This window comes from Pseudomonas sp. XWY-1 (assembly GCF_002953115.1).
GTDB lineage: Bacteria > Pseudomonadota > Gammaproteobacteria > Pseudomonadales > Pseudomonadaceae > Aquipseudomonas > Aquipseudomonas alloputida.
In genome coordinates this window covers 4,363,548-4,377,832 of record NZ_CP026332.1, presented here as the reverse complement: position 1 = coordinate 4,377,832, position 14,285 = coordinate 4,363,548, and the positions used below count along the sequence as shown (strand labels likewise).

Genomic DNA, 14,285 nt, shown 5'->3' with positions numbered 1-14,285 from the left:
CGAATGGCGTAAGCGCCATACCATTCATGGGTTTTTTTTGCAACTGTTAATTCGTTTTGTCCTTGGGGTGCGAAGGACTCAAAGGGCGTGGAGCGCCTGGTCGAGCGCTCCGCTGTTTCGCTAGCTTCTATGTTGTTGCTGCTTCGATCAGGGGCTTGGCGTAGGGGCTACGCTATCTCGTGTTGCTCGGTTCAGGCTTGGGCGCCCTCAGTGTTCGATCTGGCGCTATGTGGGGTTGAAATTTTATTCTAAGCAATGATGTCGAGCATTCTAGCCGCTGAATTTAAAATTGCTTCCGTCAATATGACTCCAGGATTGCTTTACTTCGTTATACAAAGACTTCGTGCCATCTGAAAGGCCTAGCATTTGTGCAGCCAAGTAGGCGTAGGCCGCGCACGGAAAGTTTCGGCGGTTTGTTAGCTCAAATGATAGAATTAAGCAATCATAAATGTCTCGCAAGCTAATTGCATATCCATTTACAATGGCGGATGAGTTTCCTTTGGTGAAGGCTGTTAATAGAAGACTTTTGGCTAGGTAGTAAAAGATGTAGTGGTTGCTTATGTCCATTTCGCTCCAATGGCTCCATGCTGCCATGCCCATAGCTAAAACATCTTTATGTCTTGACTCGCGGGCGGCTAAGCTAAGCGAACTTTGGGAGAAATTATCTCCAAATTGAACCGGCCTACCTGCTACAAGAAATCTAGACCAAGTGATCCCGCTCTTAATAATTTTTGCAGGGTTTCCGCCAATTACGACGTTGCTTGGGTGGCGACCGCTTACAACTGCGCCGGCTCCTACAACGGTGTCATTCGAAATTTGCGCGCCCTTAAGAATTAACGCATTGGTAGCAAGCCAGACCCTGTCGCCAAGAAGGATATCTCGAGAGTAGTTGATGCGCTCTCCATTTTCGGCGAAAATTGAATGCATGTCTGATGAGAGTAGTTGAGGGTTGGCAAATAGGCAGTCTTTTCCAATAATTACATTGCTGTTTTCGGATGCATGAATTTTTATGTCGCCGTTGCAGATTAGCCCCTCGCCGATAATAACCTTACACCCTGGCGCAACGATGATTCGTCCGCGAATCTCGCTCATGCCACCAATTCTAAGTTCGGATCCTTCGCCAATTGTGATGTTTGCCTTGGTTAGTTTGATGTCCAGGCCAAGCTCTAGGATTGAATTGGATTCCATTTCAATCCAAGATGATACCATGTGAAGGTTTTTGTGGTTAACTGTCTTTGGAAGAGAGGCAGTTTTAGAGTAGCGAGACCCCATTAAATAAACCCCAACTAAATTTTGCGTTACATTGTTTAATGATTTTGGCTGAATGGCCTTGGGGTGAAAAAGCAGTTCATGACAGCTATTCATCTTTTCCTGGAACATTGGTCGATTCTGATGCTGTCAGGCCAAGATCCTGAACTCTTCACCTTTCAATCGTCCAGTAAGGTAAGCGGCTTCCGCTCAACCAAAGCTCCAGCCCTTTACTTTCAATGCAATCCAGCATTTCTCGAAGGCGTCTCCAGTATCTTCAACTTTTACACGGTAAGACCACGTTATCAAGAGGAAATGATCTGTGAGCGGCTTACGGGGCTTGGTGATCAGTTCCTTGCGCAGATGCACCATGGGGCAGCGAGGATTCAGCAGGGCTGGGAAAAGTCTACGTGTAACTGATACGAGGAGCTGAGCCCGTCGTCCGATGAGGTGGAGGGGGGGGGGCTCTGGGCATTCAAGCTGCTAGCGCCGCTGGTCGTCGTCGGACCATTATCTCCTGCGAGATCAAGAGGCGCTGAAGCGCGGCACGTCATATATGGCCCAATGATATATTGCCTTAAGCAATATTTTATGAACTATGCTTAAGTGCCCCATCAATGCTCGAATGTGTAAAATCGCCTCTTTTTCACTTTTCACCATCCCAAAATGATGAGGCTTCAGCAGGTAACTAGCTTAACCTCATCATTTAGGAGCATCTGTTGAAAATCGCGTAAAAGAAGTCAATGGTGGTTAGGCTGGCTTTGGACTACTCTGGATCCAATCAAGAAATAATCAGCGGCGGGAAAGATTTGACCAGGTCATCCAGCGCCTTGATCTGCGCGAGGAACGGTTCCAACTTATCTAATGGAAGTGCGCTAGGACCATCGCACTTGGCCTGATCCGGATTCGGGTGCGCTTCCAGGAATAGGCCAGCCAAGCCCACGCCCATGCCTGCGCGCGCAAGATCGACGATCTGCTCACGTCGGCCGCCGGAAGCAGCACCGGATGGGTCGCGATTCTGCAGGGCGTGCGTCACGTCAAAAATGATCGGCAGGTCATTGCACATGCGCTTCATCACGCCAAAGCCAAGCATGTCTACAACCAAGTTGTCGTAGCCCATGCAAGTACCGCGATCGCAGAGAATTAACTGGTCGTTACCAGCCTCCTTGAATTTGTGCACGATGTTTTGCATTTGCGATGGGCTAAGGAACTGGGGCTTCTTGATATTGACAGGTTTGCCAGTCTTGGCCAGCGCGACCACAAGGTCGGTTTGCCGCGCAAGGAAGGCAGGAAGCTGCAGCACATCAACCACTTCAGCAACCGGAGCAGCTTGATAAATTTCGTGAACGTCGGTGATGATCGGGACGCCGAACTCAGCTTTCACCTTTTCAAAGATGCGCAATCCTTCTTCCATGCCTGGGCCGCGGAAGGAATGGATGGAAGAGCGATTGGCTTTGTCAAAGCTGGCCTTGAAAACATACGGGATGCCCAGCTTCTCTGTAACGCGTACGTATTCCGCGCATGCTTTCAGGGCAAGGTCTTCGGACTCAAGGACGTTGATTCCACCGAACAGGACAAAAGGAACCAAGTTCGAGCATTCGATTGTGGGGGTGATTCTGATCATTTTTTACTCAATATGTCCATGGGGAGGGGCCCATAGGGAGTGGCGAGGGGGTAAGCAGCATTCCCTCGCTACGCGTGGTTGATCCGATTCTACAATTTTTTGCCAGGTTGATCAGGGTTTACTGAGATGGGCGGATCAGGGCAGCTCTGAGCGTAATACATCTGATTTAGGGTGTTTCTCCACCAGAAGAAACGGGCTTTTCCTCGCCCTTAAAAGCTAATCATTCGAGCTTTTCCCTTTCCCACGCGTGCTCAATGCCTATAATGGCGCCGAATCTGAACCTGGCAATGACTGCTGGGTTCAAGCATCACCCAGCATCAAGGATCTCCCTGCAATGGCGTTTTACCGTACACCCCACGATGTCACTGCTTTGCCAACCTGGAAGGCGCTTCAGCAACACCGCGATGCCATGCAAGGCTTCAGTATGCGTGAAGCCTTTAGCAACGATGTCGATCGTTTCGACCGATTCTCCCTGAGTAGCTGCGGCCTGTTCCTGGATTATTCGAAAAACCTGATCACCGACCAGACTCGTGACTTGTTGGTGAACTTGGCCAGCGAGGTGGGCCTTCAGGGTGCGATCCGGTCGATGCTCGGCGGTGAGGTCATCAACGCTACCGAAGGTCGTCCGGTGCTTCACACGGCATTGCGCCGGCCGGTGGCTGACAAGCTGTATATCAACGGGGTGGACATCATTCCTGAGGTGCACAAGGTACTTAACAAGATTACCGATTTGGTCGGTCGTATCCACAATGGTCTGTGGCGCGGCTACACCGAAAAACCGATTACTGACGTGGTCAATATCGGAATTGGCGGTTCGTTCCTTGGCCCTGAGCTGGTTTCCGAAGCGTTGCTGCCCTATGCCCAACGTGGCGTGCGCTGCCACTATCTCGCAAATATCGACGGTAGCGAGTTCCATGAGCTGTCTGCCAATCTGCGCGCTGAAACCACGTTGTTTATCGTTTCGTCGAAGTCGTTCAACACCCTTGAAACCCTGAAGAACGCTACCGCAGCGCGTACGTGGTACTTGGCGCAGGGTGGTACGGAGGCTGAACTTTATCGTCATTTCATCGCCGTCTCGAGCAATAAGTCTGCTGCATTAGCTTTCGGTATTCGAGAGGAAAACATCTTCCCAATGTGGGATTGGGTGGGTGGACGTTATTCGCTGTGGTCGGCAATCGGCCTGCCGATTGCCCTGGCGATCGGTACTGCAAATTTCAAGGAACTGTTATCTGGTGCGCATGCCATGGACCAGCATTTCCAGTCCGCGCCTTTCAGTGAAAACATGCCCGTGTTGCTGGCTTTGCTGGGCGTGTGGTACGGCAACTTCTGGGGGGCGCATAGCCACGCGATCCTGCCGTATGATCACTACCTGCGCAACATCACCAAACACTTACAGCAGTTGGATATGGAGTCCAATGGTAAGAGTATTTTGCAGGATGGCACACCCGTCAAAACTGAGACCGGGCCGGTAATCTGGGGCGGTGTTGGCTGCAACGGGCAACACGCCTACCACCAACTTTTGCATCAAGGCACTCAGCTGATTCCAGCTGACTTCATCGTACCAGTAGTGAGCTTCAATCCCGTAGCGGACCATCACCAGTGGCTGTACGCCAACTGCCTTTCGCAGAGCCAGGCGTTGATGCTGGGCAAAACGCGTGATGAGGTCGAAGCTGAACTGCGTGGCCAAGGCTTGAGCGAAACAGATATCGAAAGGTTGGCACCACACAAGGTAATTCCAGGCAACCGCCCGAGTAATACCTTGGTGGTCGAGCGCATCAGCCCACGACGTTTGGGTGCCTTGGTAGCCATGTACGAACACAAAGTCTTCGTTCAAAGCGTTATCTGGGGCATCAACGCGTTTGACCAATGGGGCGTGGAACTCGGTAAGGAGTTAGGTGAGGGGGTCTATCAGCGCTTGAACGGGAGCGTTGAAGAGAATGCTGAAGATGGGTCCACGCAGGGACTGATCAACCACTTCCGCAGTCGGCACCGGGGTTGATTCTTCCTAGCGCCAAGAGTCTTTAACGGGTGTAGGTAGGCGTAAGCTTGAAGCCGAACAGAGTTTTTATCGTTTAAATGCTATCGTAAGTCATTCAAATGTATAGCCTCTGCCATGGTGACGCTCGCTTTTTGAAGCGCTATGAGTAATCGAGGCGTGCCAATTACGGCGCGTCTCCCTTAACGTGAAACGATGAAAATCCTTAACCTCAAGAAGTTGTTTATGCCTGATATTTCAGCAGACACAGCCAGCCTTATCCATGCCATAGCCTCTGCCACTGCGGTAATCGCTGCGCTGATCGCCGCCAGTGCGATGATCATTGCCCATATGACCTCGGATGTAAAAAGCCAGCAAACCGAAGTGCCCGTTTCGCGGGGGGCGCAGGTGGTTACTGTTGTCCAGGAGTCGGACGTGCAGGCCAGGCTGGAGATCGAGCAGCTCATGGAGCAGAACGATGCGCTCAGGGCCGAACTTGAGCGCGAGCGGGCCGGGCGGTTGAAGCTGGAAGCCAGCCTGAAGCCCCGAGCGCTGACGCCGCAGGCACATGATGCGTTCAAGGCATTGGCGGGCGAGCTGAAGGCTAAGACGCTGGCGCCGGTGGTGTTGCTGAATATCCACAAAGATGACAAGGAAGCTGTGCGCTTTGCCAAGGAAATTGCCGTTGCGCTGACCAAGGCGGGTGTGCAGGTTCAGATCAAGCAATTGGCTCTGCAGAAGCACAATACCGGTACCCAGGTGGTCGTTTATGCCGGGGTGGGCGGTGACGAGCTTGAGCAGGCATTCAAGACCGCTGAGTTTGCCTCTGACATCAAGCGCTCGGGGCAGAGCCCGCGGGTGAAGGTGGATGATGGGGATGCAATTGCCATTTCGGCGTTTATCAGTGTTTATCCGCGCAGTGAGATTTGAGCGGCGGGTGGGGGTTGTGATCTCGTAGGCATGGGGTGGATGGCACCGGCGGTGCCGGTGTTCGCGGGCGCGCCCGCTCCCACAGTGTGGGGGGGGCTTGGCCAATGCAGTGGTTTGCCCTCGCCACGTCTGGCCTGATGAAGCCCATTTCTTCTGACGGCAAGCGAGGCATAGCCTCGCCTGGTCTCGCGTCATTCCCTTCAGTGGTGCCTGTTTTTCGCAATCTCGATGTCGTTCATCAGGGCTTTTGCGGTGGCCAGCAGGTAATCCGCTGCGCCCAGCATCTTGTGGTCGTCTTCCATGTCACCTTCGCGTACCAAGTGCTTGCAGTAGCCCAGCAGGACGGAGACGTGTTCATAGGCGTCATCGACGGGGATGCCGGGTTGGACGCGCAGCAGGTCCAGGGTGGGGTTGCCGGCTTCGAGGAAGGTTTCGATGCCTGCGGTGAGGAGGGGGGATTGGTTGTGGTTTTTCATGGTGAGAACCCAGTGCGTTGACAGAACCCACCACCTCGATCTTTCTCACGGACAAAGGTGGCAGCCATTGCGCGGGGTGAGAAACCGATGCACTGAAAACGGCCAAGCCGAAGCTTGCCCGCGAATGGCTGCCATTGAACAGTAGAGCAGCAGTGCACAACGGGTTCTCACGCCCGGTCACCAACATGGCGACCCGGTGACGTTATCCCTGAGGCATTTCCCCGACAATTCAGCTGCTTCTGACTGGCGCGTAGGATAGTTCGCTTGGTTGTCCGAGCTGAAGAGGTGGGGCGGGGTTTCAGGAAAGTCTGACGTGAGGAATGTGCATTCCAAGGCAAATATCTTCGCGGTGATTGTTGACTGTTGTTGGGGGGGCACGCGGAAGGGGGGCTGCTGGCCAGTTTTTACTGGGGGTTCAGGGGAGGGCGCGGCTGTCGTATTCGCGGGTGAACCCGCTCCTACATTGAGCGGTGGGGGGTGTTCCAGGTGGCCAGGGCTTCGCGGATGCGCGCGCAGGCTTTGCCATCGCCATAGGGGTTATGGGCGAAGCTCATTTCGCGATACGCCGCCTCATCGGTCAGCAAGGTACTCAACGCCCGCACAATCGATGCCACTTCGGTGCCCACCAGCTTGACCGTACCTGCCGCCACGGCTTCTGGGCGCTCGGTGGTGTCGCGCATCACCAGCACCGGTTTGCCCAGGGCCGGTGCTTCCTCCTGAATGCCACCCGAGTCGGTCAGAATCACATAGGCTCGGGTCATGAGGTAAACGAACGGCAGGTAATCCAGCGGTTCGACAAGGTGGATGTTGCTTACATCCCCCAACAGCCGGTTGACCGGCTCGCGCACGTTGGGGTTGAGGTGGACCGGGTACACCACGTCCAACTCGGGGAATTGCCGCGCAGTCTGCACCAGGGCCTGGCAGATGCGCTCGAAGCCGCCACCAAAGTTCTCGCGCCGGTGGCCGGTGACCAGCAACAGTCGGCGTTCGGCTGCCAGGTAGCTGAAGTGGCTGGCGAAACGGGCCTTCAGCGCGGGGCTTTGCAGCTTTTGCTCCACCTCCAGCAAGGCGTCGATCACGGTGTTGCCGGTGGTGAAGATGTGCGCCGGGTCGGTGCCTTCGCGCAACAGGTTGTCGCGCGAGGTGGCGGTGGGCGCGAAGTGCAGCGCGGCAAGGGCCCCGGTCAGGCGCCGGTTGCCTTCTTCGGGCCAGGGTGAATACAGGTTGTTGGTGCGCAGGCCGGCTTCTACATGGGCAATGGGGATTTGCTGGTAGTAGGCCGCCAGGCTGGTGGCAAAGGTGGTGGCGGTGTCGCCGTGCACCAGCACCACGTCGGGCTTGAACGCAGTTAGCACCGGTCGGATGCCTTGCAAGATGGCGGTGGTCACACCGGTCAGGTCCTGGCCGGCTTTCATGATGTTCAAGTCGTAATCGGGGCTGATGCCGAACAGCTCCAGCACCTGGTCGAGCATTTGCCGGTGCTGGCCGGTGACGCACACGCGGGCTTCGAAGCGGCTGTCCTGGGCCAGTTGCAGGGCTAGCGGGGCCATCTTGATGGCTTCTGGGCGGGTACCGAAAACAGTCAGGGTCTTGAGGGGCACGGCAGTGATCCTCTTGCTCGGGTCCTTGAAGCAGGCCGGTTTCCATTGCTCAAAAATCTAGCAGGCGGGCAATGGCGTGCCAGTTTGTCGGGGGGAGGCTTACCGACTGGGGGGAGGGCGGTTTACCGGGCGGGCCTTGTTCGGCGGGCGTTGTAGGAGAATGGCCGGGCAGTGGTGGGCAGCGGGTATCGGACAAACGGGGATTTGGCTACAGGCACTAGGCCAGGGTCTTGTGCGTTCAGGGCCGGGCCGAGCGGGGCGGAAACGGCCACGGTTTGTGGGTGGGCGAAGTTGAGCGTTTTGCTGACCGATTCGGTAACCATTCGCCGGGGTAGTTGGGTATTGTGCGGCCGGGTTACCCGCTAGGGTTGGTTGCGCAGCCGAAGGAAAGCGGTTGCTGGAAAATGACCAACCCAAGGAGTGTTGACCATGCGCAATAACGTTCTGTCGTACCTGCTGCTGCCGCTGTTCGCCAGTCTGTCGTTCTCCCTGAGCGCCGCCCCGGCCAGCACCATGGCTATGCCCGAACCGGTGCCGGTGGTGGCCCAGGCCCAGGCCCAGCAGGCGCCAAGGCTGGACTTGAACACGGCGGATGCACTCACCCTGCAAAAGGAGCTGAACGGCATTGGCAAGGCCAAGGCGGAGGCTATCGTGGCCTACCGTGAGGCCAATGGGCCGTTTGCTTCGGTGGATGAGCTGCTGGAGATAAAGGGGATAGGCAATGCGTTGCTGGAGCGCAACCGGGACAAGGTGATGGTGGAGTAAGCGGGCAGGGGCCGGGGTGATGCCCTGGCCCGGCCTTTAGCGGTCCTGCGCGTCCTTGGCATCCGCTTCGGCATTACGCTCATGGACCTTGCGCAGTTGTTCTTCGGTCAGCGGCAGTTTCTTGGCCGTGTCGCGCAGCAGCATCAACCCGCCGACAATCGAGCCGAGGGCTATGATGAGTATCAGCCAGGCATACCAGGGCATTGTCGTTCTCCTTAGATCGGGCCGTGGGCAACGGTTACATGAATTTTGAGCAATTGCCCGTTCCGTTGGTTCAATTATAGGTGCCAGGCCTTGTTGGGCCAATTCCGTGACCTGCGGGCCCCAAAGCCTGCGCCACTTCGTTTACAATGCGCGCCGTTTTCGACTTGCCAAGAGACCCTGCCCATGTCCGCCTGCCAGACGCCCCTGATCGTCGCCCTGGATTTCCCTACCCGTGAGGCCGCCCTGAAGCTGGCTGACCAGCTTGACCCTGCGCTGTGCCGGGTGAAGGTTGGCAAGGAGCTGTTCACCAGCAGCGCTTCGGGCATTGTCGAAACCCTGTGTGACAAGGGCTTCGAAGTGTTCCTGGACCTCAAGTTCCACGACATTCCCAATACCACCGCCATGGCGGTAAAGGCTGCCGCCGAGATGGGCGTGTGGATGGTCAACGTGCATTGCTCCGGTGGCCTGCGCATGATGGCGGCCTGCCGTGAAGAACTGGCCAAGCGCAGCGGCCCGCAGCCGTTGCTGATTGGCGTGACCGTGCTGACCAGCATGGAGCGTGAAGACCTGGCCGGCATTGGCCTGGATGTCGACCCCCAGGAGCAAGTGCTGCGTTTGGCGGCGCTGGCGGAAAAAGCGGGTATGGACGGTTTGGTGTGCTCGGCGCTCGAGGCCCCGGCACTGAAGGCGGCGCACCCCTCGTTGCAATTGGTGACCCCGGGCATTCGCCCGGCGGGCAGCGCGCAGGATGACCAGCGCCGTATCCTCACCCCGCGTCAGGCACTGGATGCTGGTTCGGACTACCTGGTGATCGGCCGGCCGATCAGCCAGGCTGCAGACCCTGCGCAAGCGTTGGCAGCGGTGGTAGCGGAGATCCGTGGGTAATTAACCTGCGGCTGTCCAGCAAGGGCCTGTGCCGAACCACCGATGCCTGTGTCGAACCCCTGATGTGGCTGCACCCCTGATCCGTGTGTAGGAGCGGGTTTACCCGCGAATACGGTAGCGGCGGCAACGGTGAACGGCCGGTGGAAATTGGCCGGCAGGCCCGGCCCTTTCGCGGGTGAACCCGCTCCTACGACGGGCTGTGTCGAGCTATCGATGTGTGTCCCCCGTGAATACGGGGGCGGGGCAACGGTGGACGGCGGGTGGAAATTGGCCGGCAGGCCTGGCCCTTTCGCGGGTGAACCCGCTCCTACGACGGGCTGTGCCGAGCCATCGATGTGTGTGACCGCGAACACGGTGGCGGCGGCAACGGTGGATGGCCGGTGGAAATTGGCCGGCAGGCCTGGCCCTTTCGCGGGTGAACCCGCTCCTACGACGGGCTGTGCCGAGCCATCGATGTGTGTCCCCGCGAATACGGGGGCGGGGGCAACGGTTGACGGCGGGTGGAGATTGGTCGGCAGGGCTGGCCCTTTCGCGGGTGAACCCGCTCCTACGACGGGCTGTGCCGAGCCATCGATGTGTGTGACCGCGAATACGGTGGCGGCGGCAACGGTTGACGGCTGGTGGAAATTGGCCGGCAGGCCTGGCCCTTTCGGGCCACCGATGCCTGTGTCGAACCATTGAAGTGGCTGCGCCCCCGATCCGTGTAGGAGCGGGTTTACCCGCGAATACGGTGGCGGCGGCAACGGTGGACGATTGGTGGAAATTGGCCGGCAGGCCTGGCCCTTTCGCGGGTGAACCCGCTCCTACGACGGGCTGTGCCGGGCCAGCGATGTGTGTCACCGCGAATGCGGGGGCGGCGGCAACGGTGGACGGCCGGTGGTAATTGGTCGGCAGGGCTGGCCCTTTCGCGGGTGAACCCGCTCCTACGACGGGCTGTGCCGGGCCATCGATGTGTGTCCCCATAAATACGGGGGCGGCGGCAACGGTGGACGGCTGGTGGGAATTGGCCGGCAGGGCTGGCCCTTTCGCGGGTGAACCCGCTCCTACGACGGGCTGTGTCGAGCCAGCGATGTGTGTCCCCCGCGAATACGGGGGCGGGGGCAACGGTTGACGGCGGGTGGAGATTGGTCGGCAGGGCTGGCCCTTTCGCGGGTGAACCCGCTCCTACGACGGGCTGTGCCCAGCCACCGATGTGTGTCACCGCGAACACGGTGGCGGCGGCAACGGTGGATGGCCGGTGGAAATTGGCCGGCAGGCCTGGCCCTTTCGCGGGTGAACCCGCTCCTACGACGGGCTGTGCCGAGCCATCGATGTGTGTCACCGCGAATACGGTGGTGCCGGCAACGGTGGACGGCGGGTGGAGATTGGCCGGTAGGCCTGGCCCTTTCGGGCCACCGATGCCTGTGTCGAACCATTGATGTGGCTGCGCCCCCGATCCGTGTAGGAGCGGGTTTACCCGCGAATACGGTGGCGGCGGCAACGGTGGACGGCCGGTGGAAATTGGCCGGCAGGCCCGGCCCTTTCGCGGGTGAACCCGATTACAAGGGCCTGTGCCGGGCCATCGGTGGCGTGCAGGGGCGTTTAAACCTTCAACACCAACTTGCCAAAATTCTCCCCGCTGAACAGCTTCAACAAGGTCTCCGGGAAGGTTTCCAGCCCTTCCACCACATCCTCTTTGCTCTTCACCTGACCACTGGCCAACCAGCCGGCAATCTCCTGCGCGGCCTTGCCGTAGTCCTTGGTGTAATCCATCACCACAAAGCCTTCCATGCGCGCGCGGTTCACCAGCAGCGACAGGTAGTTGGCCGGGCCTTTCACCGCTTCTTTGTTGTTGTACTGGCTGATCGCGCCGCAAATCACGATGCGTGCCTTGAAGTTGATGCGCGTCAGCACGGCATCGAGGATATCGCCGCCCACGTTGTCGAAGTACACGTCCACGCCTTTGGGGCATTCGCGCTTCAGGCCGGCCAGCACGTCTTCGGCCTTGTAGTCGATCACGCCGTCAAAGCCCAGTTCGTCCTTCAGGTACTGGCACTTTTCGGCCCCGCCGGCAATGCCGACCACGCGACAGCCTTTGATCTTGGCAATCTGCCCGACAATGCTGCCCACCGCACCGGCCGCGCCGGAAATGACCACGGTGTCGCCAGCTTTGGGTTGGCCGACCTCCAGCAGGGCGAAGTAGGCGGTCATGCCGGTCATGCCCAAGGCTGACAGATAACGGGGCAGGGGGGCCAGCTTGGGGTCGATCTTGTGCAGGCCCTGGGGCTCGCCGGTGAAGTAGTCTTGCACACCGAGGGCGCCGCTCACGTGGTCGCCGGGCTGGTAGCCGGGGTGATTGGAGGCAACCACCTCACCCACACCCAGCGCACGCATTACCTGGCCCAGGGCCACGGGCGGGATGTAGGACTTGCCTTCGTTCATCCAGCCGCGCATGGCCGGGTCCAGCGACAGGTACAGGTTGCGCACCAGTACCTGGCCTTCGCCGGGTTGTTCGGCGGGTACGGTCTCGAAGCTGAAGTCGTCACGGCGCACGGCGCCGACCGGGCGTTTGGCAAGCAGGAAGCGGCGGTTGGTCTGGGTCATGGCGGGTCCTTGTGGGCGGTGGAGGGCGTAAGGCGTTCAATCTACCTTGTTGATGAAGACGGTTCCTTAAAATCACTGACAAGCATGGTAGCCCAACCGTTGCTGTGATGATGCTGCCCGGCCGAGTGGTGGCTGACTATGCTCTGAACCCCACCCCAAACCCTCACAGGAGCACGCGATGAGCATGACGTTTTCTGGCCAGGTAGCCCTGGTGACCGGCGCGGCTGCCGGTATCGGCCGGGCAACCGCCCTGGCGTTCGCCCACGAGGGCATGAAAGTGGTGGTGGCCGACCTCGACCCGGTCGGCGGTGAGGCCACCGTGGCGCAGATCCACGCGGCGGGCGGCGAAGCGCTGTTCATTGCCTGCGACGTGACCCGCGACGCCGAGGTGCGCCAGTTGCATGAGCGCCTGATTGCCGCATATGGCCGGTTGGACTACGCCTTCAACAACGCCGGGATCGAGATCGAGCAACACCGCCTGGCCGAAGGCAGCGAAGCGGAGTTCGATGCCATCATGGGCGTGAACGTGAAGGGCGTGTGGTTGTGCATGAAGTATCAGTTGCCCTTGTTGCTGGCCCAAGGCGGTGGGGCCATCGTCAATACCGCGTCGGTGGCGGGGCTAGGGGCGGCGCCGAAGATGAGCATCTACAGCGCCAGCAAGCATGCGGTCATCGGCCTGACCAAGTCGGCGGCCATCGAGTACGCCAAGAAGGGCATCCGCGTGAACGCCGTGTGCCCGGCCGTGATCGACACCGACATGTTCCGCCGCGCCTACCAGGCCGACCCGCGCAAGGCCGAGTTCGCCGCAGCCATGCACCCGGTGGGGCGCATTGGCAAGGTCGAGGAAATCGCCAGCGCCGTGCTGTACCTGTGCAGTGATGGCGCGGCGTTTACCACCGGGCATTGCCTGACGGTGGATGGTGGGGCTACGGCGATCTGAGTGGATGCCGTGCGGGCTGCTTTGTGGGCAAGCCCGCCCCTGACAAATGCGATCACCAGGCCAAAGCCTACGATGTCGCGTATGGACAGGAGGGGCGTGCCCAGGCCGTTCTGAGCAAGCCGGGCAGCCAGCCGGCCACTCGGCTAAAAGCTGACGCCTATTTTCAGGCCGTACTCGTCACGGGTTTGTTCGTCCGAGTCGGTCATCAGGAACTGCCCGTCCAGTTCATAGTTGTAGCGGCTGAAGTAAAGCGAAGCGTATACCGGCACAGTACCGTGTTGGTTGAACAGCACGCTAAGTTCGGCAAAGGGGTTGGTGGTATCTTTCAAATCAACCTCTTCGTTGCTGACGCCATGTATTTTCAATTGCGAATCGCCATTGATAACCTGGCGTATGCCCGCTTCGAAACGCAAGGTGGCATTATTGAAGCGGTAATTGTACCCCGCCGCCAGTTTGGCGAACGGCGTGCGGTTGGTAAGGTCGACATCATGGCGACTGGTATTGGGTTCCAACCGGTTCCACTTGTAGCCGGCGCCCAGCAGCAGGTCGACTGAATGCCGTTCGGCCAGTGCCAAGCGCCAGCCCAGGTCCAGGTCGGCCTGGCCGTCCTTGAGCTTCTGGTCATGCTGTTTCGAGTACATGCCGCTGGCTTCGGCCTGGTAGACAAGGCCTTGCCTGGCCGTCATCTTGTTGCCGTAGTTAATGAATAAGCCACCTTCGGGCATATCTTCGGTTTCATTATTACGGCCGTTGAGTTCCAGTTGGGTGTAGCTCCCTTGTAGGCCAAGGGTGAACAACGGGGCGGTGGAAGTTTCGGCATAGCCAACGGTTGGCACAGTAAACAGCAGCAACGGGGTGACCACAGCAGTAAACATGGCTGTTTTCATTGCAAACTCCAGGGTGCACTGCAGGTCCGGAGAACGGGCCAGTTACCGATCACGATAGCGACGTTTTTATTGTGTGCAGGGGTGTTTAAAAAAATTTCAATACCCCACTTTTGGCGCAAATTTAATGGCGTCAATAGTGTTCGATAAAGTGTGGATTGGAATAAATG

At 58.3% G+C, this 14,285-nt stretch carries 12 protein-coding genes; 5 read left to right on the top strand and 7 right to left on the bottom strand.

What is annotated here, in order from left to right; genetic code table 11:
- Window positions 1–270 precede the first annotated feature (270 nt).
- Both PRJ_RS29870 and kdsA read right to left on the bottom strand, forming a co-directional pair.
- Entirely contained in the window at window positions 271–1,380 is a 1,110-nt protein-coding gene (locus tag PRJ_RS29870; RefSeq protein WP_158682569.1) for an acyltransferase, read from the bottom strand.
- A gap of 649 nt (window positions 1,381–2,029) precedes the next feature.
- Window positions 2,030–2,872 carry a 3-deoxy-8-phosphooctulonate synthase gene (kdsA, locus tag PRJ_RS20435; protein ID WP_104962326.1) on the bottom strand — a complete coding sequence of 281 codons (843 nt, stop codon included), beginning with the start codon at window positions 2,870–2,872 and terminating at the stop codon, window positions 2,030–2,032.
- Window positions 2,873–3,206: 334 nt separating this feature from the next.
- On the opposite strand from kdsA, the gene pgi reads away from it, so the two are divergent.
- Together pgi and PRJ_RS20425 are read left to right on the top strand one after the other, a co-directional pair.
- On the top strand, window positions 3,207–4,871 hold the full coding sequence (gene pgi / locus PRJ_RS20430) for a glucose-6-phosphate isomerase (protein ID WP_104962325.1): 1,665 nt from the start codon (window positions 3,207–3,209) through the stop codon (window positions 4,869–4,871).
- A 192-nt stretch (window positions 4,872–5,063) separates the two neighbouring features.
- Entirely contained in the window at window positions 5,064–5,777 is a 714-nt protein-coding gene (locus PRJ_RS20425; RefSeq protein ID WP_104962324.1) for a hypothetical protein, read from the top strand.
- A 200-nt stretch (window positions 5,778–5,977) separates the two neighbouring features.
- Here PRJ_RS20425 and PRJ_RS20420 read toward each other — a convergent pair whose 3' ends face one another.
- Both PRJ_RS20420 and wecB read right to left on the bottom strand, forming a co-directional pair.
- Window positions 5,978–6,253, bottom strand: a complete 276-nt coding sequence (locus tag PRJ_RS20420) for a DUF3077 domain-containing protein (RefSeq protein WP_104962323.1) — start codon at window positions 6,251–6,253, stop codon at window positions 5,978–5,980.
- 458 nt (window positions 6,254–6,711) lie between these two features.
- The gene (gene wecB, locus PRJ_RS20415) at window positions 6,712–7,854 is read right to left on the bottom strand and encodes a non-hydrolyzing UDP-N-acetylglucosamine 2-epimerase (RefSeq protein WP_104962322.1); all 1,143 of its coding nucleotides are present in this window, start codon (window positions 7,852–7,854) and stop codon (window positions 6,712–6,714) included.
- A gap of 429 nt (window positions 7,855–8,283) precedes the next feature.
- Here wecB and PRJ_RS20410 point away from each other — a divergent pair, with 429 nt between their 5' ends.
- A complete protein-coding gene (locus tag PRJ_RS20410) occupies window positions 8,284–8,619 on the top strand; it encodes a helix-hairpin-helix domain-containing protein (protein ID WP_104962321.1) in 336 nt (111 codons plus the stop codon).
- Window positions 8,620–8,655: 36 nt separating this feature from the next.
- Here PRJ_RS20410 and PRJ_RS20405 read toward each other — a convergent pair whose 3' ends face one another.
- Window positions 8,656–8,823, bottom strand: coding sequence for a DUF2897 family protein (locus PRJ_RS20405; RefSeq protein WP_010952850.1), 168 nt, complete (start codon window positions 8,821–8,823; stop codon window positions 8,656–8,658).
- A 183-nt stretch (window positions 8,824–9,006) separates the two neighbouring features.
- Between PRJ_RS20405 and pyrF the strand changes: the two genes are divergently transcribed.
- Window positions 9,007–9,708, top strand: coding sequence for an orotidine-5'-phosphate decarboxylase (pyrF, locus tag PRJ_RS20400; RefSeq protein ID WP_010952851.1), 702 nt, complete (start codon window positions 9,007–9,009; stop codon window positions 9,706–9,708).
- Window positions 9,709–11,289: 1,581 nt separating this feature from the next.
- Here pyrF and PRJ_RS20385 read toward each other — a convergent pair.
- Complete coding sequence (locus PRJ_RS20385; protein ID WP_014591984.1) at window positions 11,290–12,291, bottom strand: NADP-dependent oxidoreductase; 1,002 nt, start codon at window positions 12,289–12,291, stop codon at window positions 11,290–11,292.
- A 178-nt stretch (window positions 12,292–12,469) separates the two neighbouring features.
- Between PRJ_RS20385 and PRJ_RS20380 the strand changes: the two genes are divergently transcribed.
- Entirely contained in the window at window positions 12,470–13,231 is a 762-nt protein-coding gene (locus PRJ_RS20380) for an SDR family oxidoreductase (RefSeq protein ID WP_064491201.1), read from the top strand.
- Between the two features lie 143 nt (window positions 13,232–13,374).
- On the opposite strand, the gene PRJ_RS20375 is transcribed toward PRJ_RS20380, so the two are convergent.
- A complete protein-coding gene (locus PRJ_RS20375; RefSeq protein WP_104962318.1) occupies window positions 13,375–14,118 on the bottom strand; it encodes an outer membrane beta-barrel protein in 744 nt (247 codons plus the stop codon).
- Window positions 14,119–14,285 lie beyond the last annotated feature (167 nt).

Excerpts from the sequence above, each read along its gene's own strand:
- PRJ_RS29870 (WP_158682569.1), bottom strand. The coding sequence starts at position 1,380 with ATGTTCCAGGAAAAGATGAATAGCTGTCATGAACTGCTTTTTCACCCC.
- kdsA (WP_104962326.1), bottom strand. The coding sequence starts at position 2,872 with ATGATCAGAATCACCCCCACAATCGAATGCTCGAACTTGGTTCCTTTT.
- pgi (WP_104962325.1), top strand. The coding sequence starts at position 3,207 with ATGGCGTTTTACCGTACACCCCACGATGTCACTGCTTTGCCAACCTGG.
- PRJ_RS20425 (WP_104962324.1), top strand. The coding sequence starts at position 5,064 with ATGAAAATCCTTAACCTCAAGAAGTTGTTTATGCCTGATATTTCAGCA.
- PRJ_RS20420 (WP_104962323.1), bottom strand. The coding sequence starts at position 6,253 with ATGAAAAACCACAACCAATCCCCCCTCCTCACCGCAGGCATCGAAACC.
- PRJ_RS20410 (WP_104962321.1), top strand. The coding sequence starts at position 8,284 with ATGCGCAATAACGTTCTGTCGTACCTGCTGCTGCCGCTGTTCGCCAGT.
- PRJ_RS20405 (WP_010952850.1), bottom strand. The coding sequence starts at position 8,823 with ATGCCCTGGTATGCCTGGCTGATACTCATCATAGCCCTCGGCTCGATT.
- pyrF (WP_010952851.1), top strand. The coding sequence starts at position 9,007 with ATGTCCGCCTGCCAGACGCCCCTGATCGTCGCCCTGGATTTCCCTACC.
- PRJ_RS20385 (WP_014591984.1), bottom strand. The coding sequence starts at position 12,291 with ATGACCCAGACCAACCGCCGCTTCCTGCTTGCCAAACGCCCGGTCGGC.
- PRJ_RS20380 (WP_064491201.1), top strand. The coding sequence starts at position 12,470 with ATGAGCATGACGTTTTCTGGCCAGGTAGCCCTGGTGACCGGCGCGGCT.
- PRJ_RS20375 (WP_104962318.1), bottom strand. The coding sequence starts at position 14,118 with ATGAAAACAGCCATGTTTACTGCTGTGGTCACCCCGTTGCTGCTGTTT.